The sequence below is a fragment of the Bacteroidia bacterium genome (genome assembly GCA_033391075.1).
Classification (GTDB): Bacteria; Bacteroidota; Bacteroidia; order J057; family J057; genus JAWPMV01.
Map to the genome: position 1 here is coordinate 3,065,967 of JAWPMV010000001.1, position 24,471 is coordinate 3,090,437.

Here is a 24,471-nt window from a genome sequence, read left to right on the forward strand (position 1 = left end):
AATCCATCTTTTTAGTAAATTAATAAGAAAGCAATGGGTACGAGAAGTGATAGATTTAGCGGGAAACGTTTGCGTTCCGAGGTAAAAAGCTTGCTGGGAAAAGAAGCGCATATCGTTTTATGGGAAGGAAGCACCTATTTCGGAGATCTAGTTGAAGCAGCAGAAGGAAGACTGAAGTTGCGGGATAAAAATGCCCGTTGGTACAACCAAAAAGATCATACCCATGACTTTGACCTAGAAAATATAAGAGAAGTAATTATAGATAGGAATAGCACATGGTAATTACAAACTGACCAAATATGAAGCCGTCTGAACAATTGGCACAGCTAGTTTTGACTGACGTAAGAATATTTTTTAATTTGTAATAAATAAATCATGTAACAAATAGCTCTTGATCCGTTAGATATATAAGGAAACACAGGAATGTCCTTCTTATGAAACACCTTGCAAGCATAGTATTTATCTTTTCCCTCTTCTGTACCCAAACATCCTTTGCAGACGATAAGGTAGTCTATGGAGATGTTACCTTCTTGAAATATGAAATTCCCTTTTACAATTTTGCAGAATTCACACCCCAAGTCGCCTTGCGAATGGAGTATGCGAAATTTGAAGTCCTCAACAATGAAGATTGGGTCAAAAAAAGTAAGCGAAATCAGGCCTATGAAATAGACCTGGTATTTACCAAGTATCCCAAAGAAATAAGCAGGTGGAGAACCAACTACCGGCAACTCTTGCTGGATCGTTTAGAGTCTCTTTTTGCCCTGGATTCAACTTTGAGAAATCCGGACATAAAATGGAACCTTATTCTCCAAACTCAATGCGATACAGAAGATAAAGCAAAAGAATACTTCCATGGCTTTGTCATAAAATACCGTCCTCGCAGAATACCTACCATAGAAAGGGTTACCGATGCCAAGCAATTGCGGGCATTAGTATCCGGAAAAATTACCACTAAAGATTCTACCGTTTTCAAAGTAATGGATAGAAATCCACAATGGAACAATATGCTGGTAGTTATGGACTGGACGGGTAGTATGTATAAATATGGCGCCCAATTGGTCATCTGGCATAAACTCAATCAATCCGTAACGGGAGCCAGGGTCAATCATTTTGTTTTCTTCAATGATGGAAACAATAAAAAGACCTGGCAAAAGCGAATGGGCAAAACCGGAGGCGTTTACCGCTCCAAAACCAGTGATCTGGAAGAGATTGTCGAAACCATGGAATACGTCATGAAGAAAGGCAATGGGGGTGATCCGGAGGAAAATGATCTGGAAGCCATTCTGACAGGTTTGCAATATCTGGATGGATTTGATGATGTAATCCTGATCGCTGATAATAAAAGTGAGGTTCGGGATCTGGAGTTATTGACTGAAATCAATAAGCCTGTCCGGATTATCCTTTGCGATTATCGCGGAAAAATACATCCTCACTATAAAGAAATTGCGGATAAAACCGGGGGCAGTATCCATACCCTCGAAAGAGACCTTTATCGCAAAGTCCAACAATAAATTATTCAGGAAATCTGTATTCCGTTGTCTGCCTGTAAGTCATACCAGGCTTTAGACGGGTACTTGGAAAATGGGGATGATTGGGTGAATCCGGGAAATGCTGAAGCTCCAGGCAAAAGGCTTCCCGAGCATGATACACCAAATCTCCCTTTCCTTTGATTCCATTTAAATGATTGGCCGTATACAATTGTAGGCCAGGTTCGGAAGAATATACTTCCATATTTCTTCCAGTCATGGACTCTTTGACCTCAGCTACCAGACGAAACTTTCCATTGGTGCCATTTAACACAAAGTTATGGTCATAGCCGCTTCCATAATCGAGTTGCGGATGTGGAACGCCGATATGTTGAGAAATACGTTTGAATTCGCGAAAGTCAAAGGGACTGTCTGAAACCCTAAAGAATTCCCCGGTGGGAATATTGCTTTCATCTGTAGGCGTATAAGCCCCTGCATAGATCTTCAATTCATGATCCATTGCATTTCCTTCCAAGGCTAGATTGAAATAGGTATGATTGGTTAAGTTTAAGACAGTATCCTGATCCGTTTCAGCCCGGTAGTCGATCTTTAAGCCATTTCTATCCGTGAGCTGATAGGTAACCTCCACTCTGAGGTTACCGGGATATCCTTCTTCTCCATGAGGGCTATTATAAATCAGTTTTACCCCTTCTACTCCCTCGACCAATTCATATTCCCATAAAACTTTATCGAAGCCTTTGAGGCCCCCATGCAGGTGATTAGGTCCATTGTTGATCGCAAGATTGAATTCGAAGCCTTTAAGGTAAAACTTCCCTTTTGCAATTCTATTGGCAAATCGTCCATTTACGGTACCAAAACAGGGATGTGGTCCGAGATATCCTTCCAGCTCATCAAATCCCAATACCACATCTCCCAGTTTGCCATTTCTGTCTGGCGTTTTCAGAGATTTCAGGATTGCTCCATAATTGATGATCTCAGCTTCAATTTTTCCATTAGACAGGTGAAATATATGTACTTCCTCCCCGTCTTTGGTTTTCCCAAAAACAGCTTTTTTCATGTGTGTTTTTGTTTAGACCTATAAATAGATCCTTATTCTGCGCAGTTTTCTTTTAGCAATTTTTCCCCTTCATCCAATTCATCTGCTTCCAATCCTATAGCCAGACCTCTTCTTAAAACTTTGCAAGCTTCTTCCCGACTTCCTTTCTTAATCAGAATTTTGGCTTTAAACAAATAGGTTTGCCCTAACAATGAATTTAATACAAAAGATTTATCCAGTTCTGCTAGTGCATTGTCCAGCTCTCCCATATTCATATAGGCCATTGCTGCGTGATTATGAGCGGCAATTTGCATAAGTCGGGTATCGCTCTTTTCCGTTACGATAGCAAAATCGGATAATGACTCTTTGTCCATTCCATTTTTGAGCTTATAGAAGCCCCGGCTATAATTTAGCATCTCATCTCCAGGATCGCATTCCAGCAATCCATCATAAATCTCTACCAGTTCCCCATAATTTTTTTCCTCAATACCGATATCCGCAAGCAAGCGATACACTCCACATTTCGCGTCCTCATCATTGGCGATGACCCAACGATAGTCTTTTTTTGCTCCTTCATAATTCCCACTCAATCCTTTTGCATATCCTCTTTCCAGATAAAGGCTGGATAGAGTTTCCTTAACCCCTTCATCCTCAACAGCCATTTCATTGGCATAGCTCAACGCCATATCATAATCGGCGATTGCCTCCTCAAATTTTTCCATTTGAACATAAGCCGCTCCTTTGCTGTACTGAGCATAGAAGAGGTATTCATAGGTATTCTTGGCTTTCTTCTTTTTGTTTTTCCGGGGATTAAGGCGAAGGCTTTCTTCAAAGTCTACTACAGCATCTGCATAGTCTCTTACCCTGCTTCTTTGTACTCCACGTTTGTGCCAAAGCTCATAATTATCCGGAGTGACCTGGATTTCCTGGGTCAGTTCCTCGATTTGCTCTCGGATGATGTCTTCTTCATCAACCAACTTAAAGGGGAAAGGCAAGTTTACCCAATATTTTACAGCCTTACCCTCCTGCATCGCAGGTTCGAACTTCACATTGGCGATCTGGGATTCGACAGCTCCTGCCAGGGCCGGGTGGATTTCTTTGACAATTTTATGCTTTACATAATTTCCCGTTTCGTCCACCAGGACGCGAATAACAACGGTTCCCTCAGTATTATCATTAATGGCTTCCTCCGGATATCCAATTGCATTCCGGATATCGCTGATATTTGTGGGACTGGGTTCTTTATCCACAAATACGAAGTCATTGATCCCCGGTTCCTCAGCCTGAGCGAGCATCCCAAGGGGAGTAAACAGATATATACAAAGAATGATAAGGCTAGATGATAGTATTCTCTTCATTTTATCTCAAATTTCGACAAATTTAATAAAAGGGAAGAAATTGTAACTTAGCTCGACAAAAAAAGATGGCATGTTACAAAAAGACCTGAAGGTAGGCACCTTTAATCTCCTCAATCTCGTTTCTCAAGGTCTCCCCTATTATGAACGTGAAGGATACGATAAGGACACCTATGAAAAGAAAATAAATTGGATAGCGAAGCAGATCGATAAAATGGAAGTTGATATCGTCGGCTTTCAGGAAGTTTTTCATGAAGCTGCGCTTCGCGATGTGCTGAAAAAAACCGAAAAGCTAAAAGATGCACATGTTAAAGTTGCCGCAGCCAATGGCAAGTTGCCCCGAGTGGCGATCGCCAGTCGTTTTCCGATTTTGGAGTCAGAAGTATTTGAAGCTTTTCCTTCTCAGTTGGAAATGGAAGGGCAGAAAATACCTATTGATGATTTTTCCCGCCCCATTCTCAAAAGCATGCTAAAGATCAATGAGGAATTGACTTTCTGTGTATATGTAGTTCACCTCAAATCCAAGCGACCTTTGTTTGAAGGGAAGGAAAGCCGTAAGGATCCCGTCGCCCTGGCCAAGGGACAGGTAAGAGCCTTGATCAGAAGGGGAGCTGAGGCAGCGGCATTGCGTGAACTTCTCATGAAGGATCTGATGTTTCGATCTCATCCCGTCATTTTGTTGGGAGATGTAAATGATAATGGTCTATCCGTAACCTCCCGTACGATTTCAGGAGAGCCTCCCCATAAGCGATATCCCCAGGAAGTGAAAAAGAAAATCTGGGATGTACTCCTCTATCATGTGAAAGACATTCAGGCGCGCAGAAGTTATCACGATCATTATTTTACCCATATTCACAATGGTTTTCATGAAGCCCTGGATCATATCATGGTGAGTGAGGAATTGGTAAAGGAAAATCCCAAATCCATAGGGGCAGTGAACTATGTTCATATTTTCAATGACCATCTATTGGACGAAACCCTGAGCAGGGATGAACCCAATCAATGGCAGTCTGACCATGGACAGGTAGTTGCGACGCTGAATTTGAGAAGAAAGCGAGAAAAGAAGTAAGTTATTTCCAGTAGATGGCCAGTTTCCCCATGGTCTTCCTTTTTTCCAGGGCATCATGGGCCTCGGCCAATTGATCTATTTTGTACTTCCCTCCGATCGTAGGCTTAAAAACTCCTTGCTCTGCAAAGTGCACGCATTGATTCAGGACGCGCTGCAGGGTCTCAGGGCGATTATCTGCTATCCGTAGCATATTTACACCTAAAATCGATTTGCTAGGTCCTACGAGCCCTATGGGATGGTAGAAGCCAAATCCCAATCCAACAGCAATTTTCTGAAAGATATTTTTCGCAGAAGTCATAGAAGAAGCCCCAAATACAAACAGGCGTCCACCTGCTCCAAGTAGCTTCATCCCTTTTTTTACTGACTTTCCTCCTACCGGATCAAAAATCAGGTCCAATCCCGATTCTCCTCTTATCTGCTCAATCCTTTCAAAAAAATCTTCCTCGCGGTAATTGATGGGATGATGTACTCCCATATTTTTTAAATACTCAAGTTTTGCTGCTGATCCTGCGGTTCCGTAAATGATACATCCTTTATGCACGGCCCACTGAACCAATGCTGTTCCCACCCCTCCTGCAGCGGCATGGATCAGGACATGATCTCCTTCATGAGCTTTAGTAAGATCATCTATCATATAATAGGCAGTACCATATTGAGTAGCCAAAGCCGTAGCCTCAGCAGCATCCATGCTAGCAGGGATCTTTACAACTCCTGCCGCTTCGGTAGCCGTAAATTCAGCATAGCCCCCAAATCGACTCAGGGCCAATACCCGATCTCCTGTTTCCACATGATCTACATTTTTGCCTTTTTCAACTACATTTCCAACCACATCATATCCTAAAATAGCGGGCATGGGAGGAGCATCTCTATACATACCCAGTCGCGCCATCACATCGGCAAAGTTCAAGCCGAATGCTTCAACTTCAATCAGTACCTGGCTATCGGAGATCTCAGGTTTGGAAGTTTCGCGAATTTCAAATGCTCCGGCTGCGTGGCCTGTTTTTACAAGAAATGCTGCTTTCATAAGACGGTAATTTAGGGGAAATTACTTTCTTTGGGATAATTCTACTAATTCTAAGAAAACATCATGAGTAAAAGCTTTCTATATACGGTCCTCTTTTGCTGTTCATTTTCGCTGCTTCAGGCACAAATGCCTTCCGCAGAAGAGCTATTGAAAAAAACCATCGCCTTTCACGATCCGGAGAATCTTTGGTACAAATCACAAATCAATCTAAACCTCCGCGGAGAATATGCCAGTGGCTTAGTCGTCAATACGGCAGTGGAAATGTTTATGCCCTCCCATGATTATGTATCTCGTCAGGAAAGGAGTGAAAGAATGCTCCTGAGTAAAATCATCGGCGATTCCTGTTATCATGAAGTCAATGGCTCAGCCGATATCAGGCAGGAGGAGAAAATGAGGTTTAAACTGACCTGTAAAAATACCGCGCGTATGCGAAACTATAATATTTACCTCTATGGATTGCCGATGAAGTTGATGGATGAAAGTGCGATTCTAGATCCCAAAGTGGAAGAGCTGGAGTTGAAAGGGAAAAAATACTGGGTTTTGAAGGTAAGTTATAGTCCGGAAGTGGGCATAGACATTTGGAAATTTTATATCAATCCTGAAACCTACCAGATGGAAGTCTATCAATTTTACAAAAATGAAGCGGATCAAAAAGGAGAGATGATTTTCCTGAAAGGCCTGACGAAAGTGGGATCGATGAAACTCCCGAAAGAAAGGACCTGGTATGATTGGCCGGAAGAAAAACTACTGGGGACGGATATAGTAGAAAGTGGAGAAGTTATCCCCAATCCCTAGAAAATACAAAGCCGTCGCTTTATCTGCGACGGCTTGTTTCATTTACGGCCCTGAGGCTGATGTTGAAATTATTTCCCTAGCATTAAATTTCCACATCGATTACAGGGTTTCATTTACATAGTGAATATACAACGAAAAAGCCAATAGCCTAGTGTGCGATCTTCGCAAATCGTCTATTCTATGCCTTTTTTGCTGTATTCTTTTAATAATGCCGGATGAATTATCTTCGTCCAGATAGCATAACCTTTCGCGTTCATATGAAGATTGTCGCGAACGAAAATGTCATCTTTGATACTTCCGTCTTCATTTAGCATAGGACTGGCGACATCCAGAAACTCCATGTGCTCGGTTTGAGCAGCATATGCTTTCACCAATCGATTGCTTTCCTGCATAGTCTCCAATAAGTTCGCACGAGCAATGGAAGGCTTGATGGATATGAACCAGACTTTTACACCAGGAAAGTCATTTTGCACCCTGCTATAAAAGCTTTTCATATTGTTCAAAACATTCTCGGGAGTCATGCCTTCCATGAGCAAATCATTGTCTCCTTCATATACCAGAATAGCCTTTGGACTATAAGGTTTTACCAGACGATCATAATAGTAAAGGAGTTCGGGAAATGTTGAGCCTCCAAATCCCCGATTCATAACACGTAGGGGAGCCAGGTCTTTCTTCATCGTCATCCAGAAGCGAACAGATGAACTCCCGACCAACAGAATTGGGTCTTCGGGAGGAGCCGACTCTTTATCCTTTGCCTCAAATGCCTGAACTTCCTTTTCCAGTCTGGCTAGTGGATTTTCCTTCTTTTGGTTTTCCTGAGCCAGAGATAAAGTCAGGGAAAAGAGTACGAGGAGGAAAAAGGAAAGGCTTCTATAAAAAAATTGCATATGATTATCTTGTTCTGATTAATAACAGAATTTATAAAGGACAGAAATATTTACCTAAAGAGAATCGTCTAGAAACTATCAACCTCTCTATAAGCTGCAATCAACTTTTCTTCTCCTTCTTTTCCTTTGTGGAAATTTCCATGTTCCATGCCGAGAATACCAGTAAACCCTTTATCATGAATATGTTTGAAGATATTCTTGTAATTAATTTCGCCGGTAGTCGGCTCTTTACGACCGGGATTATCTCCGATCTGGAAGTAGGCGACTTCATCGTATGCCAAATCTATATTGGGAATGATATTTCCCTCATGGATTTGCTGGTGATACATATCAAAGAGGATCTTACAGCTAGGACTAGCTACTGACTGGCAAATGGTAAATGCCTGAGCGATTTTATTGAGAAAAAGTCCGGGGTGATCGCGAAAGTTGAGAGGTTCCAGGACCATGACCAAGCCATGAGGTTCTAGAATGGCACTGGCCTGTTTCAGGCTTTCAATCACATGAGCTGTTTGATATCCGATGTCCTGTCTCAGATCCACAAATCCAGGAACTACCGTCATCCATTTAGCATTCACCCTTTTTGCTACTTCCACCGAGTCTTTGATATGTCCCAAAAACTCACTGCGGGAATCTTCATCTCCTTTTGCTAAAGTTGGTTTATTCCAATAAATCTTATGTGCTACAAAAACGCCCATTTCCAATCCGCGCTTTTGCATAGTTTTGGCCATATTCTCCTGCGTCTCTATGCTGCGGTTTTTCATCCCATTATCCTCAAAAGCAGAAAAACCCATATCTGCCATAAAGTTTAGCTGATCGATGGGATCATCGCCTGCACTGTGCTTAAACATCCCCAGGTGAGGCGCGAATTTCATTTTAAAGGGCTCTGCTTTTGCTTTTGGGCTACTAGCCATAGTTTCTATCGCACTTCCCGTCATAATGCCACCTGCGGCGGCAGCTGTAAGAGAGTTTTTGATAAATTTTCTTCTTTCCATTTTGTGGTATGTAGTAGGTTAAATAGATTTTGTGTTAATAAATTTGCCAAGATGCTTTAGGCATAGAATGTCACTTGAACTTGAACTTGATACTTGCACTTGAACTTCCCTAGGGCCACTCAATCAGCCGGACCTTTAAAGACGCATCCTTATATTTCTTCCGAATCCTTTGCTCATCCTCTTTCCCTACAATACTGAAAACAGATGCTAATGCATCTGCCGTTATTCCTGTGCTAGCGATCACAGTAAGCATTCTCCTTTTACTGATTCCCAGACCAGAACGCGGATCTATGATATGGGAATACCTGACTCCCTCCAATTCTATGTAGCGATAGGTATCTCCGGATGTGGCAACACTGCAATTATTCAAGACTAGTAAATCTTTCTTTTCATCTTCAGGAAAGCTATAGGCAGGAACTTCTATGGTCCATCCTTCTTTTCCCGGAGGTGGATCCCCTAGCAACAAATCTCCCCCTCCATCTACCAATGCTATCTTGAAGCCTGCTTCCTGTAAAATTGCAAAGACTTCATCTACCGCATATCCTTTAGCTATGCCTCCCAAATCCAATTTCATCCCAGCTTTCTTCAGCTTTACACGTTGAGAAGCTTTTCTCAGTTTGATAGATTTCCAACCTAATAGGGAACGGGCTTTTTCTAATTTATCTGCTTCTGGAAAGGCAGCTTTCCTCATTGCCCTTCTCCACAACCTGCTTAAGGGGCCAATACTAACATCAAAGGCTCCTTTCGATTTTCGAGAATAGAAACGGGAGGCAAGAAGAACCGTCCAGAGTTCCTCGCTAACCGGAACAAATTCACCAGAACCCGCAGTAGCAGAAAGTCGATTCAATTCGCTATCCGGCAAATAATCACTCAATTTTTCATTGAGTTCTTCGATTCGAAAAAAAGCAGCTCGGGCTACTGTAGCAGCTTGCAGGCTATCCTCGGCATAGAGTACAATTCTAAAAGTTGTACCCATATGAGGAGAGGAGAAAGAATAGCGTCTCAGATCTTGAGCAAAAAGACCTATTCCCACAGCCAGCAAACAGCACAGAAGTCCGAGCTTCCTTATCATATATTCTCTAGAATGGCTTATGCTTTCCAGGAACAGGCACATAATAATTGCCTTTTTCATCTGGCATAACCGGAGGATCTGCTTCAAAATGGAATTTTTCAGGCATGAGATTATGATCCGAAGCGAGTGCTTCTTTCATATCTACTGCAATACCAGAGTAACTAGCCATTCTACCTAAAATAGAGGTCATGGTACTCATAGCTCCATTGTGGGCATCCGCATATTTGTATTCACCTTTTGCAATAGCAGCAAAAAGTTCATCATGCTCAACCTGATAAGGGTTGGGATCATTTTTTCCTCTATGTTCCCAGATTTTTTCTCCTGAAGCATCTTTGAGTAATCCAGGTTTAGGCGCACTTCCTTTGGTTCCCTGGAAAGATTCACTCACGCGGTTCATACAGTTTTTGATATGACGGCACTGGCTAAACATACGTGCACCATTCTCATATTCAAATTCTATAAAGTGGTGGTCAAAAATCTGGCCATGGTCAGCTCCATTTCTCACTTCACGACCTCCCATACCATGGGCACGAACCGGATAGCCATTCATGACCCAATTACCTACATCGAGGTTGTGGATATGCTGCTCGGTGATATGATCCCCACATAACCAATTGAAATAGTACCAATTTCTCATTTGGTATTCCATCTCGGTGATTTTACGGCCAGCTTTCTTTTCAAGCATAGCACGATCTCTCACCCAAACACCAGCACTGTTCCAATATACATGGGCAGTCATGATATCGCCTATGGCTCCATCATGGATTCTATTTACCCACTCTCTATATACCGTTTGGTAGTGCCTTTGCAGACCTACGACAACATTGAGTTTCTTCTTTTTGGCTTCCTCAGCAGCTGCCAGGACTTTTCTGACTCCGGTAGCATCCGTTGCCAAAGGTTTTTCCATGAAAACATGTTTGCCCGCTTTCACTGCAGCTTCAAAATGATAGGGACGGAATCCTGGAGGAGTAGCAATGACTACTACATCTACCATGTCGATCACTTTTTGATAGGCATCAAAGCCCACAAATTTAGAATCATCACTTACTTTTACTCTGTCTTTGACACTGGCAGAATTTCCGGTCCAGTCCTTAAACTCTGCCTTTGTAATATTGGCATAGCTCTTATCGACCTGGTCCTGAAAGGCATCAGCCATAGCAACCAATTGAACGTTTTGACCGGAACTCAGGGCCTGTACAATGGCTCCGGTTCCACGGCCTCCACAACCGATGAGTCCGACTTTTATAGCATCATCACCGCCGGCATACGCACCAGCACCTACGGGCATGGCCATCAAGCCGCCCATAGCTAAGGCAGAACTTTTTACAAAGTCTCTGCGGTTGAAATTTTTTGAGGTATTCTCTTTCATAGTAGTAATTTTTTGTTCGGCTTTTTCAAGATAAAAGTGCTTGGCCGTAAATCAAAGTCTTTTACCAAAAGTCATTGCTCCTCTTTGATAAATTGATAAAATACAGCTATGATTTTCATAAATCGATAAAAAGTACTAACTCCATCCTCCAAATTCTCTTTGAAGAATCGAATTGATTTACTCATAGCTGTTTGAATCCCGCCTTACATACAGTACTCGTCCTGGGAGCCTTGCAAGGGCTCTTGATTTCCTTTTTGATTCATAAGCATGCAAATAAAGGCTTTATATCCTATAGGTTTTTCGCCTTGCTCTTTTTCTCCTTTTCTCTAACGCTTTCTTTGGTTGCCCTTAAAGAAAGTAGCCTTCCTGAAATCTATCCTGTTATAAAGGTTCTTCCCTTCTACCAACTACTTATTGGCCCCTTCGCCCTTTATTATGGAATTCAATACCTCATCGATCCCAGCTATAAGTTTGGGCGATTGGAATATGCAGGCTTACTTCCTTTCGCTATAGAGCTTCTTTTTCAGTTGTGGATTTTATACCTCTACCTAACAGATTTAGTCCGATTCAAAGCCGAAAATCTATTTATCAATCAAGTCTTTGATTGGATAGAAGGTCTAAGTGTGCTGGGCTTCATCACTGTAGCCGCTGTCGGGATGTACAAATTAGGAAAACACCAGGAGCAATTGCTGAGGCGATATGCAAACCTTGAGTCTCGCAGTTTCAACTGGCTAAAAAGAATCCTCCAGTTCTTCCTGCTTATAGGATGTGCCTGGTTAGTCATCTTCCTCATTTCCCCCAATGACTTGAGCTACTACTATCCCTTATTTTTTCTAGAGACGCTATTGGTCTATTATATTGCCTATTCTCTTTTTGTAAAAAAGGATTTGCTGGAGTTGAAAGAAGAAGTGGAAAGTGAGAAAGCAGAAGCGAAAAATTCCCCTGAACTATCTAAAAATACTGAGACCTATTATCAGGAATTGGTAGAGCTGGTTGAACGTGAAAAATTATACCATGATCAGGACTTAAGCCTTGGATTGCTTGCAAGAAAAATGGGGTTGAGTTCTGGTTATCTTTCCCAAATCATCAATGAACACGCACAAAAAAACTTCTTCGATTTTATCAACGCTTTTCGGGTGGAAGAAGTAAAACGAAACCTGGACGATCCTGCTTTTGATCATTTCAGCATATTAGGCCTTGCCTACGAAGCCGGCTTCAAATCAAAATCCACTTTTAATTCGGTTTTCAAGAAAATGACCGGGCAAACCCCTTCTCAATACAAAAAGAGCCTGAAAAAGGTAGCCTGATTCCCATTTCAAGTATTTCAAAAAAGGTACGCCTGCTTTAAAATTAAAGCAGAAAGACGATTCTTGTGCTTGTTTCGCGCTTTTTGAGGCCATAATCAACAGGATTTAAAAAAAATTGAATTCCCATTGTCACTTTCGAATTCGCTTTACGCGTAAAGATCTGAACTCAATTGGGAAAATCCATTTCAACAATTAACGCGCAAGACAATGAATCTTTTCAAGAACGCCTTTTATCTATTTATCATCGCTCTATTTTCCATTGCCTGTGGGGCATGTGAAGGAGGAGAACCCGGTCCTGGTGGTCCTCAAAGTTTTGAAACCGTAGTTGCTTCGGGAGGAAACTTTGAAGCTTTTACTACTTCATCTGATAGTACCACCCTCGATTCTTCTGTGGTCATGCAGGGAAATGAAGAATGGATTTGTGTAAGCAAGGAATACGACTTCGTTCAGGCAGGAGAACAATATTTCAACTTCAATCCAAGTTCGGAGATTATATGGCCCGGGAATATACTTCAGGGAAACTCCATTACCGAAAGCAATCCCAATCCCATCGTGGTTGACAGAGGAGCGGGCTGTGTAACCATCGATCTTGTCAACGGTTCCCAAGGCACCCAACAATGCATGGACGTTGTGAGTCAGGGCAACATCATCGCGGCACTCAACAGCATCATCGATCAAAATAATGGAATCGTTCCCGCTCAGTTCACCTACACCTTCGAAGAAGTTCAATCTCAACAACAGATGGCTTTCAAAATGGGTGTTAACTATAATTCCCTTTCCACCGATGTAAAAGGGAAATTGAGCATCAGCAGCAACCAGAATATGCATAGTTACCTGGTTACCCTGACCCAGAACTTCTATACCATGATTTTTGAGAAACCTACTTCTTATGCAAAGTTTTTTGATGAGAATGTAACACCTGCTGACTTACAAGCCTATATCGGTCCTGGCAATCCTGCTACCTATATTTCATCAGTTACTTATGGAAGAAAATTCTTCCTCCTGGTAGAGTCTACTTCTTCCAGAACTGATATAAAGGCTTCGATCAGAGCAACCTATGACGCTGGGGTAAGCGGCGGGAGCCTGGATGCAGGAGCTCGCTACGTAAAAGATCTTGAAAGCAGCAACATCAAAGTATTTGCTTTAGGTGGTGATCAGGGATTGGCCTTGGCTACTTTCAATGGAGACATGCAGGCAGTAGGAGATTTCCTTACCCAGGGAGGAGATTACAGAACGGGAGTACCGCTTTCTTATGTAATAAGAAGCATGGAAACCCATCAGGACGTAGCGATCAAAGTAGCTACCAAGTATGAAACTGTTGTATGTGAACCGAAAATCTTCGATGACAACCCTCCTCCTTTTACCGCTTTCTGGGGAGACGTAATGGACTCTGTTGGAGCAGCAACAACCACCGAATGGGGAACCGTAATCCTTTTCAATAAGGCAGGTACAGAGTACTACGAAATGGACTTAACCTCTTTAACTTCTAGTGGTCCTTTTACCCTCGATGATCCCAATGCACCGCTCAAAGATCATCCTTTCGATGCAATAGGAGCAGCACAACTTCTTTCAAATGGCAGGCTATATTTCCATGATATTAACGGAATATTCTTTACCCACATAAACCCTGATCGAACCTATGGAAATACCTTTCCATTAAGCCAATGGGGAAACAATAATCATCCCTGGGATTTGCAAGGCATAGAAGCAGCCTGTGAAGATGTAGGAGATTGGAATATGCATTTCAAAAAGGATGGGACGAAATATATCTATTACCATACCCGGACAGGTGAAATTAAACCAGAACGCAACCTGAACGAATTTGGTATTGATGGTATCCCACATGATGCTGTAGGGGCCGCATTGAAACTCGAACTTGCCAACCGATACTGGATTTTCTTTGACAAAACAGGAACAGCTTACAGTATTTATAAAGGCGGTGAAGGTACCATAGGATTATATCGATTGTAAACCCTGATCATTTTATGGAATGAGGCAAAACCCGCCTCATTCCTATTTCAAAAAAAATATCAATTCGGATTGTCACTTTTCGATACGCTTTACGCGTAAAGATCTGAACTCAATTGGGAAATCCAATTTCAACAATTAACGCGCAAGACAATGACTATTTTAAAGAACGCCTTTTATCTATCTATCATAGCCCTTATAAGCATTGCTTGTGGAGCATGTGAAGGTGGCGAACCTGGACCCGGAGGTCCACAAAGTTTTGAAACTGTAGTTGCTTCTGGAGGAAGCTTTGAGCCATTCACAACCTCATCAGATAGCAGTACCCTCGACTCTTCCGTAGTCATGCAGGGAAATGAAGAGTGGATTTGCGTAACCAAAGAATATGATTTCGTACAGGCAGGAGAGCAGTACTTCAATTTCAATCCCAGTTCGGAGATCATTTGGCCCGGAAATTTACTGCAGGGAAACTCTATCACCGAGAGCAATCCAAATCCCATCGTAGTTGACAGAGGGGCAGGTTGCGTAACGATTGACCTGGTCAATGGCTCCAAAGGTACCCAGCAGTGTATGGATATCGTGAGTCAGGGAAATATCATCCAGGCACTCAATAGCATCATTGATCAGAATAATGGTATTCTACCCGCGCAGTTCACCTATACCTTTGAAGAGGTTCAGTCTCAGGAGCAGATGGCATTCAAAATGGGGGTAAACTACAATACACTTTCCACAGATGTAAAAGGAAAACTCAGCATCAGCAGCAATCAAAATATGCATAGTTACCTGGTGACGCTGACCCAGAATTTTTACACCATGATTTTTGAGAAACCTACCTCTTACTCAAAATTTTTCGGTGAGAATGTTAGTCCATCAGATCTTGCACCCTATATCGGCGAAGGTAATCCCGGCACCTATATTTCTTCTGTTACCTATGGAAGGAAGTTCTTTCTTATGGTAGAATCTACTTCTTCTCGTTTGGACATAAAAGCTTCCATCAAAGCCACCTATGATGCAGGTGTAACAGGCGGAAGTCTTTCAGCCGGAGCTAAATATGTAAAGGATTTGGAAAGTAGTAACATCAAAGTATTTGCTTTGGGTGGAGACCAGGGATTGGCTTTGGCAACCTTCAACGGAGATATGCAAGCCGTAGGTGATTTCCTTACCCAAGGAGGAGATTATAGAACCGGGGTTCCGCTTTCCTATGTTGTCAGAAGCCTGGAAACCCATCAGGATGTAGCTATAAAAGTAGCCACACAATATGAAACAGTCGTTTGTGAGCCTAAAATCTTTGATGACAATCCACCTCCTTTCACAGCATTCTGGGGAGATGCAATAGACTCTGTAGGTGCCGCCAGCATGACCAATTGGGGTACCGTAGTCCTCTTCAATATGGCAGGAACGGCATACTATGAAATGGACATTGACAATTTGAGCTATTCCGGTCCCTTTAGCATAAAAGATCCGAATGCCCCCTTGAAGGTTATCCCCATGGATGATGTTGGGGCCGCTCAATTATTCTCTAATGGAAATCTTTACTTCCATGATAAGTCCGGTGTATTTTATTCACGATTGAGAACTGATGGGACACATGGTGCCGTTACTCCTCTTAGGCTATGGGGAAGAGATGACCATCCCTGGGAATTTACCGGAGTCGGTGCTGCCTGTGAAGATGTAACGGATCGTGTCCTTCATTTTAACAAAACCGGTGATCAGTTTACTTTTTATAACTATCTCCAACCTTTTGAAAGAATCTATGGTCTATGGGAGTTTGGCATAGATAATTCCCTTCCCCTTGAGACAGTTGGAGCTGCGGTAAGACTTCAATTCTCAGACAGGTATTATATTTTATTTGACGAAACAGGTACGAACTATGCGATTTACCAAAGCGGCGGCCCCGCAGTAATTGGCTATTACCAACTCTAAAAAATTTTCCCTGAACCGTTCTTTTGGAAAAAGTTTCTGAAGGACCTCAAACTCAGGAGCTTTTGCGCGTGTCTGCTCCATGGGGGCAGGCACGCACTTTTTTTCAAATCGCATTGTCACTTTCCCCCATGCTTTACGCCTATAGGATTGAAATTTATTTAACGTGCAAAACAATGAACCTTCAAGAAAGAATTAAAATTTTAACTGTCGCTTTCCTTGTCAGTTGTCTATTTTTCTCTTGTGAGGAAAATGGCGGAGGCGGAGACACCCCCGGACCCAATACCGAAAGTATCGCCGATCTGGTAGCCAGTAGCGGCCTGCCCGGTTCTTCAAGTAATCTGGATGTATCACGTGATACCGCTAATCCCGATTTCGACATCCCTAATAATTGGGTATGTGAAACCATAGAAGTTGATGCCGTTGGAGCTGTGGGGGATTATCGTACCTACGATCCCAATTCAGATGTAGTCTGGCCCGGGAATCTTCTTCAGGGTGCTTCCCTGACCCAGGCCACCCCGGAGGTAATTGATGTAAAAAGATCGGGCGGTACTTTCACCATTAACCTGGTTAATGGAAGCAACAGTACCCAGTTTAGCGTAGATGAAGTAAATCAGGCCAATGTCATAGAGGGTATCAATGAAATCATTGCTCAGAATAATGGAGTTCTTCCTGCCAATTTCACTTATGACCAGAAAGAAGTCAGGTCAACAGAAGAACTTGCACTCGCTATGCAGGTAGACGCAGAAACACTCACCAATGACTTTAATGCAAAAATCTCAGCTGATACCCGGACGGAGTACAATAGTATTCTGGTGGATTTTGTGCAGAAATATTATACCATCATTTACATTAGTCCAAATAGCGAGGCGGAGGTTTTTGATGAATCTGTGAGTGTAGATGATCTAAATCCTTATATGGGGAATAACAATCCACCTGTTTACATCAAATCTGTTACTTACGGAAGACGCTATTATCTGATGATCACTTCCAAAGCCAGTGCAACAAAAATGAAGGCTTCGATTTCAAATTCTTACGATGCTGCCCTTGCAAATGGAAGTTTGGAAGCCGATGCAACCTACGTAGGAGACCTTGAAGAAGTAAGCATACGCGTATTCGCTATGGGAGGAGATTCTCAACAAGCAGCAGCTACCTTTAGCGGAGATTTCAATGCGGTAAAGCAATTCCTGACTGAAGGTGGCAGCATAAATACGGGCGTCCCGCTCTCCTATAAAATGGAATCATTGGCATTGCCGCATGTAGATGTAGGAATAGGAATCAATAGCAGATTCAGCGTTCCTTATTGTCAAAGCGTTTATTCGAGTGCGCCTCCGACTTATACCCATGCATGGTTCGGCATTTTCGACAATGAAGGCATAGGTTTCGCAACAGGAGTTGACCAAGACCTCAGTAATTCGATCCTCTTTAATCAATCCGGAACGCAATACGCCGAGATCAGAAATAACCAGGTTCAGGGCATCTATGACTTAGGAGCAAGTAGTGATCAGGGACCTCTTGCCGGCAGTCCATTTACTTCGGCCGGTGCTGCCCAAATCTGGCAGGATCAAATCATGCTGTTTTCTGCCGATGGGCTGCAATATGCCTTGCAGAGGGATAATGGAAGCTGGAGCAATGTGAGAAATCTCAGCATATGGGGCCCTGATGGTGAGCACCCCTTTCTTCAAGCTAATGCAGGTGGAGATGCAGGAGTAGGTGCAGCCTATTTTGCAAGCCAGGTAGCTATTACAATATTGGGCAACAGGCAGGAGACCACTGTTTGTTATCAATTCAATAAAGCAGGGAATCGTTTTGTACCCTATAGCGTAAGAGAGATAAGCGGATCAACTGTCGCTTTTTACGGGGATGTAAAAACCCTGGATGAATTAGCCGATGGAAATTTTCCTTTCCCACAAGTGGGAGCTGCATTGCGATTGAGCACCAATGATGATCCTCTTGACTTTTCGACCTTCCTGTTCAATAAAGCGGGGACTTCTTTCACCATCCTGAAAAATGGGAATTTTTCTGAGACCTATAATATTGTAACGAATTAGAAAATAATCATCAAAAAGGGGAATTGAAAAAAGGGGTGGAAGCTATCTTCTACCCCTTGCCTTTTTATCAAAACATATATCATTTTATAAGGAAAAGTTTCCTTCTGAATCTTCCATTCCAATTGGCTTCAATCACATAATATCCCGGAGAAAGTCCCGGCAAATTCAACATGTATTTGTTGTCTGTATGCAATTCTTTGTTTCTAAGCCAGAGTTGGCGGCCGGTGATATCCATCAAGCGGAGTTTTGCATCTGCTGACTCAGCAAACCAAATCATTTCCATGGCTTGCAGGCCTTCAATCATCCGTACTGCGAAAGCATTGGGAGCTCCTACTTCTACTTCGATCTGATCGCTGTAGGCAATGGTACCGTCTATGTCGTGCATGGCGAGTCGATATACATTACTGCCTGGCTCGGGGCGAGAATCCCAGCTTTGGTAGGTGTCTTTCCCTTCTGCAGAAACTACCCCCACGGTTCGAAAGCCAGTATTGTTCTCTGTTCGTCTTTCAACTTCATAATGCGAGAAATTTTCTTCCAATTCTACTTTCCATTCCAGTAAGACTGATCCATCAATAAGTTCTGCCTCAAATGCATTCAAGACTACGGGGAATACTGCATTATTAAAATTGAGTTGCATGCCTTCAATTTCGGCTTCTGCTAAAGCGGAGGTATTATGACTGGTGAAAGCAATTCCAGCATAAATGGTAGTGTTCAGTTCAACCGTTACTGGATTGTCGCTGTTGTTGAGCAAGCTCCAGTTTATCCCATCTTCTGATTCATAAGCAGTATAGACATCGCCTTGTCTGTCTAACTTTAACCAATGAGGAGGATAATACCCAATGGCAATTTCCTTATAGGTATTCTGGCCGTCGCCAGGTCGGTACTGTATAGCCAGGTGATGGTTGGGATTGATGCGTAGAAAGACATTTGCCGAACTTTCATCCAGGCTATTCCTAAACATGATCCCTATTTTAGTATCTTCATCTTGCTCAGTTGCCCAATTGACTTTAAAGATCATATCCCCATCCCCACTCACCTCTTTAGCAATAAAATGTCCCTGATCTTTGGTACTCCAAATATTGTTTCCGGCAGCTGATATTCGCCAGCTCTGATCTGTTACACATGCACTTCCTTCAATCGCAGGACTTCCCAAAGAAGTACTGACCCAATCGGAAGGAACGATACAAGTTGGTATTGCTCTACAGCCCAGGTCGATTTGGGTAAAACCCCCATTGCCATCATGATTGAGTGTGAAGCTGCTATTCAGGCTTCCATATGCACTGGGAGTAAAAGTAACATTTATAGTTTGGCTCCCTCCGGCAGGAATACTGGATGGAAGAGCTCCGCTTAAGACAAATTCGGAATTCGAGAAGGAGGCAGCATTTAAATTGATAGCATTTGCTCCGGGAGTCATAACCTCTACGGGAAAGGTATGGGAACTTCCTACTTCGACTTTATCACAAACGTTGGTTTGTTCCATTAAAACTACTCCATCCGGACTTTGGCCCACTGTCAATTTTACAACAATTGTATCTGGACTAAATGCAACACTCACAGCAGGATCAACTACATCCGGGCCATTTCCTTTCAGGATCAGCTTAGCAAAATAGCTGCCTTCTGCCAAGCCATTGCTATTCACTTCAATCGGAATTCTTCTTCCAACCAAATCCAGAGAAACTATACCTGGTTTTGTTATCCAGGAAACAGGAGTTTCAAGATCTAACTCTGCATCTAATGCTCCTGAGAGGGTCCAGGCCAATGCTTTTTGAGTAGCCGAAAGTCCCTGGTATACCCAAAAATCCAGGGTATCTTTTCCCCAACCAATTTCATAGTTGGGATTACGAGTAATTTTTGTGTATTGCGCGGTTGTTTTGGGGTCGCCTCTTGCAGGATATCCTCCATGAGTTATGATCAGACTATCTTTATAAATGCCAACAGCAGGTGCCATGATCAATTCAGGAAACTCCCAATCTGTGGCTTCGGTCCAAAGCCCGGTAGAAGGATCAAACTGCAAAGTTGTTTTTGAAATGGTTGAGTGAACTTCAGAACCGACCTGTACAACTTTCCCATCCAGGGCAAAACTCGCCAATTCCGAATGAGATCTGGCATAAGGAAGATCTGGCATAGTTGTCCAGACATCCGTTTCTACATCGTATACAAAAACATCTTTAAGATCTGTTCTACAAGGAAGGCCTCCATAACAACAATCATGATTATCCTCTCCTCCAAATGCATAAATTTTACCTCCAAGGGCCACAACACTTATATGAGCTCTTCCTACTGGAAGAGGGGCTCTATAATCTTCCCAGCTGACCGAGGAAGGATTTGCCTGCCATGCGTCGAGGTCCAAGGTATAGTGTTTTTCTGACATACCGCTACAGGCATTAAAAAAGCCTCCGATATAATGTAAAGTTCTACCGATATTTACACAATATCCATTCGCTATGGGTCTTGGGAGATCAGGACCTGCGTGCCAGACATCAGTCTTGGTATCATATATCCAAACCTCTTCAGTAACTGGGCCCGGATGGTCCCCTGTCCTGCCTCCGATTACCCATATACTGTCATTTACCAGAACATTGGCTGTATGGGTTACTCCTGCTTCATCGAGACTGGACTCATACTTAGACAAGGGCATATGTGTAAGCGTGGTCCAGCTATCTGTAGGAATATCATAAACCTCAAATGATGGAATGATTTTCTCATCAAATCCATTTTCTGAAGTGAAGCCCGATAAGACATATAGTTTATCTTCCAGTAGCAAACCCCCGGGAAGCCAACGAGCAATTGAAGCATCGCTAAGTGGCTGCCAGTTTTGACCGAATGAAACAGAAAAAAGGAAAAAGTAGAAGCAGCTTAGAAGGGAATATCGTGAAAATGCAATCATCATGAACTCGATAGAATAGCCCAGTATTTATACACGAAAATCCAAATATTTGAGGACAGTGAAAGGCCTGTTGGAACAGACGGTTCATTAAATTAACTGAATGGTCAATAAGTTGTGGTCAATGTAGCAAAACTGATTGCATAAAATCAGTAATTTCTTGAAAATCGGGAAATTACGACTTGCGAATACTACTTAATATCGGACAATAATTTCTCTATACTCTTCAAAGCATCTTCATATCTCCTAGGCCATTTTTCCATATGCAGTTGGGCATCTTTGAGGAGTTTTGTCCCTTTTGACTGCTCTCCGTTTTTTATATACCAATTTCCCATAGCCATTTCCAGCAAGCCACAACGGGGATGCTCATCCCCAAAATAATCGGTACAAATAGATAAGCCTTTATCCAGCAATCTCTTTGATTCTGGATATTTCTTTTGGTCCAAATACACTTTTCCTAAAGAATAATAGACGTAAATCAAAGTGGGGTGTCCGGCTGGTAAATTTCTTTCCAGAATAGGCCTGGCTTCCAGCAATAATTTTTCTGCCTTTTCCAACTCCCCCATATTTTCATACACATTGGCCAAACTCTGTGTAAGCTGACCATAGTAACTATCATCCCTTCCCCCATGTATCTCCACACTCAAAGTCCTCAAACTATCATAAACATAAATAGCAGAATCGAATAGATCCATACCCGTATAAACCCTGGCTACATTTACCCAGGAATCCATGCGCTGCTTATGGTTCGGGCCATAAATCTCCAGGGAATTCTGATGAGATATTTTCCCAAAACTCAAGGCTTCCGGAAAATTGCCGCGATTGTATTGAACCGAAGACATGATGGAATTGGTATAGGCAATTTCTGTATGTGGGGAAGGATAGACTTCTGAAACCATATCGACTGCAATTCTGAGTATAGAATCTGCTTCTTCCAGTTTATTGAGCACATTGTTTACTTCCCCCAATGCAGTCAAAGGGTAAACAATTTTCATTCGAGGATCTTCGAAGATTTCAGAATAGGTACTTATCAATGCCCTATATAGGCTATCTGCCTTGGAAAAATCTCCCTGGTAATAAGCATTACTGGCCATTCTCTCCAAATAGTTGGCCACCAGGGTATCATTTTCTCCATATTCCGCCATTAAAATTTTCCTCGCTTCTCCTAAGGCATGTCCTTCTTCTTCATATTTACCCATTTGAGAAAAATAATCCGCTCGAAATAGCCATGCGTCTGAATGAAGGATCAGATCTGGTTTTTCCATCCTTGATAATAATTCCAGGGCCTCATAAGTAAGGCTATCTGCCAGGGGGTATTCTCCCATTTCGATAGCGATCTGCCCCATAGCAGCAGTCATTTGGGCCATAACCTCGTCTTGCCCAGCCAACTCCTCTGGCATTCTTGTCAAGGCTTTTTTCAAGAGTTGAGTAGCCGTTACTTCTTTCCCTCTATTTTCATAGGGATTGGCTCCATCAAAAACCGAAAACATAAAAGAAGACATTTGGTTTGCCTTTTCAGCCTCCTTACGAGCCGTATTCCGCTCGCTTTCCAGTCTCTGTGTGTAGCTAAAAATTGTTCCGCTTAAGAGGAGGGCAGCTAGCCCAATTAAAATAACTGCGCTGCGATTCCTTCTCAAGTATTTGGCAAAGACATGGGCCTTTTCCTTAGCCTTTATTGAAATGGGGTAACCACTGAGGTAAGCCTTTATGTCTGCCATTAAGAGATCAACACTGCTATAGCGATCTTCTATATTCTTCTGCAGGGATTTCCAACAAATTTCCTTTAAATCAGCAGGCATAGATGGAAAGTCCTTTTTGTCCAGCTCAAAGCTCAACTTCTTCCAGGCTAAAATCCCCTGCTCTTTTGTTTGTCGAGGCAGACTTTCACTGATCAATTCGAAAAGGATGACACCCAGAGAAAAGATATCACTACTTCCTGAAGGATTCTTTCTATGTAATTGCTCGGGAGAAGCATAAGCCGGAGTAAAACGAAGATTTTGTTGCTCTTTTTTGGAGTCAGGTAAACTAGCGATACCAAAGTCCAATAACTTTACTTCTCCTTCTTTATTTACCAGGATATTGCCGGGCTTTAAATCTAAATGTGCCAGCAACTTTTGATGGGAATAGGAAACGGCACTACAGACTTGCAGAAATAATTCCAGCTTCTCGGTTACATTCAACTTATGAATTTTCGCATACTCGGTTAACGGCAAGCCCTCAACAAATTCCATGGTAAAAAAAGGAAATCCGTCTTCACTCAAGCCTCCATCATAAAGAGCAGCGATGTGTTTGTGATTCAAACCCGCCAGTATCTGCCTCTCTTCCTTGAAGTATCTATTGAGTTCCTTTTTATTCAAGGAGGAGCGCACCAATTTCAAGGCCACCTTTTGCTCAAAATCTTCTCCACTTCTTTCCGCTAAATACACCTCTCCCATGCCGCCTTTTCCTAGCAATTCCAGCAAGGTATAATTACCAATATTCTCCCCAATTCGATCTTTGTCCTCATCTAAGAGGGATCTCATATGAAAAATAGTATGAGGGGAATTATCCTCCTGTAAAAGCTCTAACAATTCATCGTAAATATCTGGTATCTCAGTCCGCAACTGATCCAGGGCATCTGTGCGGTCTTTTCCTTTCAGTTCAGAAATGCGGTCAAAGTAGGTTCCAATTTGCTCCCATTGATTAGCTGTCATATGGCAATCTCTTTTTTAATCTCTCTGCTAAGCCAGGCTCTTGCCAGCCGCCAATCCCTTCTCACAGTCGGCACAGAGACCTCCAGAATTTTGCTGATCTCTTCATGATTAAAGCCTCCGAAAAACCAGTACTCCACGACCTGAGCCTGTCTTGCATTGAGTGCGGATAGCCTATGCATGGATTCATTTATGAGTAAGAGTTCGTCGCCACTGGTTTCAAGCAACATATTGTGATCGCCATAGGTGATTTTAAATCGGGCTCCTCCTCGCTTTTCACTCTTCTTTTTTCTGGCATAATCTACCAGAATTCGCCGCATGGCCTGAGACGCCAGGGCAAAGAAATGGCTTTTATTGGCAAAATTTCCTCTATGAGACTCCATTTTTTCATAGGCCTCATGTACTAAAGCAGTTGTGTTAAAGGTGTGATCTTTTCGCTCTTTAAAAAGCTGATTGTGAGCAAGGAGTTTTAATTGATCATATACTTCTGGGAAAAGTTTACCCAAAGATAGATCTGTATCATTGTTGTTAGGGCCCATCTTCCAGGGGTTTTATCCAAAGCTATGTG

At 42.5% G+C, this 24,471-nt stretch carries 18 protein-coding genes; 8 read left to right on the forward strand and 10 right to left on the reverse strand.

Features of this window, described 5'->3' with window-relative positions:
- Positions 1–33: 33 nt before the first annotated feature.
- Together R8P61_12390 and R8P61_12395 are read left to right on the forward strand one after the other, a co-directional pair.
- Entirely contained in the window at positions 34–282 is a 249-nt protein-coding gene (locus tag R8P61_12390; GenBank protein MDW3647858.1) for a hypothetical protein, read from the forward strand.
- Between the two features lie 152 nt (positions 283–434).
- The gene (locus R8P61_12395; protein ID MDW3647859.1) at positions 435–1,511 is read left to right on the forward strand and encodes a hypothetical protein; all 1,077 of its coding nucleotides are present in this window, start codon (positions 435–437) and stop codon (positions 1,509–1,511) included.
- Between the two features lies 1 nt (position 1,512).
- Here the strand turns inward: R8P61_12395 and R8P61_12400 are convergent, their stop codons facing one another.
- Together R8P61_12400 and R8P61_12405 are read right to left on the reverse strand one after the other, a co-directional pair.
- Complete coding sequence (locus R8P61_12400) at positions 1,513–2,544, reverse strand: aldose epimerase family protein (GenBank protein MDW3647860.1); 1,032 nt, start codon at positions 2,542–2,544, stop codon at positions 1,513–1,515.
- A 32-nt stretch (positions 2,545–2,576) separates the two neighbouring features.
- The gene (locus R8P61_12405; GenBank protein MDW3647861.1) at positions 2,577–3,881 is read right to left on the reverse strand and encodes a TonB family protein; all 1,305 of its coding nucleotides are present in this window, start codon (positions 3,879–3,881) and stop codon (positions 2,577–2,579) included.
- A gap of 70 nt (positions 3,882–3,951) precedes the next feature.
- On the opposite strand from R8P61_12405, the gene R8P61_12410 reads away from it, so the two are divergent.
- Complete coding sequence (locus R8P61_12410; protein ID MDW3647862.1) at positions 3,952–4,947, forward strand: endonuclease/exonuclease/phosphatase family protein; 996 nt, start codon at positions 3,952–3,954, stop codon at positions 4,945–4,947.
- 1 nt (position 4,948) lies between these two features.
- Here the strand turns inward: R8P61_12410 and R8P61_12415 are convergent, their stop codons facing one another.
- Complete coding sequence (locus tag R8P61_12415) at positions 4,949–5,971, reverse strand: zinc-binding dehydrogenase (protein ID MDW3647863.1); 1,023 nt, start codon at positions 5,969–5,971, stop codon at positions 4,949–4,951.
- A 63-nt stretch (positions 5,972–6,034) separates the two neighbouring features.
- On the opposite strand from R8P61_12415, the gene R8P61_12420 reads away from it, so the two are divergent.
- Positions 6,035–6,766 carry a DUF6503 family protein gene (locus R8P61_12420; protein ID MDW3647864.1) on the forward strand — a complete coding sequence of 244 codons (732 nt, stop codon included), beginning with the start codon at positions 6,035–6,037 and terminating at the stop codon, positions 6,764–6,766.
- A gap of 173 nt (positions 6,767–6,939) precedes the next feature.
- On the opposite strand, the gene R8P61_12425 is transcribed toward R8P61_12420, so the two are convergent.
- The 4 genes from R8P61_12425 to R8P61_12440 all read right to left on the reverse strand — a co-directional run bounded on the left by R8P61_12425 (position 6,940) and on the right by R8P61_12440 (position 11,086).
- A complete protein-coding gene (locus R8P61_12425; protein ID MDW3647865.1) occupies positions 6,940–7,653 on the reverse strand; it encodes a GDSL-type esterase/lipase family protein in 714 nt (237 codons plus the stop codon).
- Between the two features lie 68 nt (positions 7,654–7,721).
- Positions 7,722–8,645, reverse strand: a complete 924-nt coding sequence (locus R8P61_12430; GenBank protein MDW3647866.1) for a TIM barrel protein — start codon at positions 8,643–8,645, stop codon at positions 7,722–7,724.
- 109 nt (positions 8,646–8,754) lie between these two features.
- Positions 8,755–9,717, reverse strand: coding sequence for an FAD:protein FMN transferase (locus R8P61_12435; GenBank protein MDW3647867.1), 963 nt, complete (start codon positions 9,715–9,717; stop codon positions 8,755–8,757).
- Positions 9,718–9,724: 7 nt separating this feature from the next.
- Positions 9,725–11,086 carry a Gfo/Idh/MocA family oxidoreductase gene (locus R8P61_12440; protein MDW3647868.1) on the reverse strand — a complete coding sequence of 454 codons (1,362 nt, stop codon included), beginning with the start codon at positions 11,084–11,086 and terminating at the stop codon, positions 9,725–9,727.
- A 191-nt stretch (positions 11,087–11,277) separates the two neighbouring features.
- Between R8P61_12440 and R8P61_12445 the strand changes: the two genes are divergently transcribed.
- From R8P61_12445 to R8P61_12460, 4 genes are all read left to right on the forward strand, one after another.
- The gene (locus tag R8P61_12445) at positions 11,278–12,393 is read left to right on the forward strand and encodes an AraC family transcriptional regulator (protein MDW3647869.1); all 1,116 of its coding nucleotides are present in this window, start codon (positions 11,278–11,280) and stop codon (positions 12,391–12,393) included.
- Positions 12,394–12,600: 207 nt separating this feature from the next.
- Positions 12,601–14,364: a thiol-activated cytolysin family protein gene (locus tag R8P61_12450; protein ID MDW3647870.1), complete on the forward strand. Its 1,764-nt coding sequence runs from the start codon at positions 12,601–12,603 to the stop codon at positions 14,362–14,364.
- Between the two features lie 150 nt (positions 14,365–14,514).
- Positions 14,515–16,281, forward strand: a complete 1,767-nt coding sequence (locus R8P61_12455) for a thiol-activated cytolysin family protein (GenBank protein MDW3647871.1) — start codon at positions 14,515–14,517, stop codon at positions 16,279–16,281.
- Between the two features lie 173 nt (positions 16,282–16,454).
- Entirely contained in the window at positions 16,455–18,329 is a 1,875-nt protein-coding gene (locus R8P61_12460) for a thiol-activated cytolysin family protein (protein ID MDW3647872.1), read from the forward strand.
- Positions 18,330–18,408: 79 nt separating this feature from the next.
- On the opposite strand, the gene R8P61_12465 is transcribed toward R8P61_12460, so the two are convergent.
- The 3 genes from R8P61_12465 to R8P61_12475 form a co-directional block, all read right to left on the reverse strand.
- A complete protein-coding gene (locus tag R8P61_12465) occupies positions 18,409–21,219 on the reverse strand; it encodes a kelch repeat-containing protein (GenBank protein MDW3647873.1) in 2,811 nt (936 codons plus the stop codon).
- A gap of 185 nt (positions 21,220–21,404) precedes the next feature.
- Positions 21,405–23,906: a serine/threonine-protein kinase gene (locus R8P61_12470; protein MDW3647874.1), complete on the reverse strand. Its 2,502-nt coding sequence runs from the start codon at positions 23,904–23,906 to the stop codon at positions 21,405–21,407.
- Positions 23,903–24,442 (reverse strand): ECF-type sigma factor, encoded by a 540-nt coding sequence (locus tag R8P61_12475; GenBank protein ID MDW3647875.1) that lies wholly within the window; start codon positions 24,440–24,442, stop codon positions 23,903–23,905. The genes R8P61_12470 and R8P61_12475 overlap by 4 nt, the downstream gene beginning before the upstream one ends.
- Positions 24,443–24,471 lie beyond the last annotated feature (29 nt).

Bases quoted from the DNA above. Each gene is read 5' to 3' on its own strand.
- R8P61_12470 (MDW3647874.1), bottom strand. From the start codon at position 23,906: ATGACAGCTAATCAATGGGAGCAAATTGGAACCTACTTTGACCGCATT.
- R8P61_12440 (MDW3647868.1), bottom strand. From the start codon at position 11,086: ATGAAAGAGAATACCTCAAAAAATTTCAACCGCAGAGACTTTGTAAAA.
- R8P61_12460 (MDW3647872.1), top strand. From the start codon at position 16,455: ATGAACCTTCAAGAAAGAATTAAAATTTTAACTGTCGCTTTCCTTGTC.
- R8P61_12475 (MDW3647875.1), bottom strand. From the start codon at position 24,442: ATGGGCCCTAACAACAATGATACAGATCTATCTTTGGGTAAACTTTTC.
- R8P61_12390 (MDW3647858.1), top strand. From the start codon at position 34: ATGGGTACGAGAAGTGATAGATTTAGCGGGAAACGTTTGCGTTCCGAG.
- R8P61_12420 (MDW3647864.1), top strand. From the start codon at position 6,035: ATGAGTAAAAGCTTTCTATATACGGTCCTCTTTTGCTGTTCATTTTCG.
- R8P61_12405 (MDW3647861.1), bottom strand. From the start codon at position 3,881: ATGAAGAGAATACTATCATCTAGCCTTATCATTCTTTGTATATATCTG.
- R8P61_12450 (MDW3647870.1), top strand. From the start codon at position 12,601: ATGAATCTTTTCAAGAACGCCTTTTATCTATTTATCATCGCTCTATTT.
- R8P61_12395 (MDW3647859.1), top strand. From the start codon at position 435: ATGAAACACCTTGCAAGCATAGTATTTATCTTTTCCCTCTTCTGTACC.
- R8P61_12415 (MDW3647863.1), bottom strand. From the start codon at position 5,971: ATGAAAGCAGCATTTCTTGTAAAAACAGGCCACGCAGCCGGAGCATTT.
- R8P61_12430 (MDW3647866.1), bottom strand. From the start codon at position 8,645: ATGGAAAGAAGAAAATTTATCAAAAACTCTCTTACAGCTGCCGCCGCA.
- R8P61_12425 (MDW3647865.1), bottom strand. From the start codon at position 7,653: ATGCAATTTTTTTATAGAAGCCTTTCCTTTTTCCTCCTCGTACTCTTT.
- R8P61_12455 (MDW3647871.1), top strand. From the start codon at position 14,515: ATGACTATTTTAAAGAACGCCTTTTATCTATCTATCATAGCCCTTATA.
- R8P61_12465 (MDW3647873.1), bottom strand. From the start codon at position 21,219: ATGATGATTGCATTTTCACGATATTCCCTTCTAAGCTGCTTCTACTTT.
- R8P61_12410 (MDW3647862.1), top strand. From the start codon at position 3,952: ATGTTACAAAAAGACCTGAAGGTAGGCACCTTTAATCTCCTCAATCTC.
- R8P61_12435 (MDW3647867.1), bottom strand. From the start codon at position 9,717: ATGATAAGGAAGCTCGGACTTCTGTGCTGTTTGCTGGCTGTGGGAATA.
- R8P61_12400 (MDW3647860.1), bottom strand. From the start codon at position 2,544: ATGAAAAAAGCTGTTTTTGGGAAAACCAAAGACGGGGAGGAAGTACAT.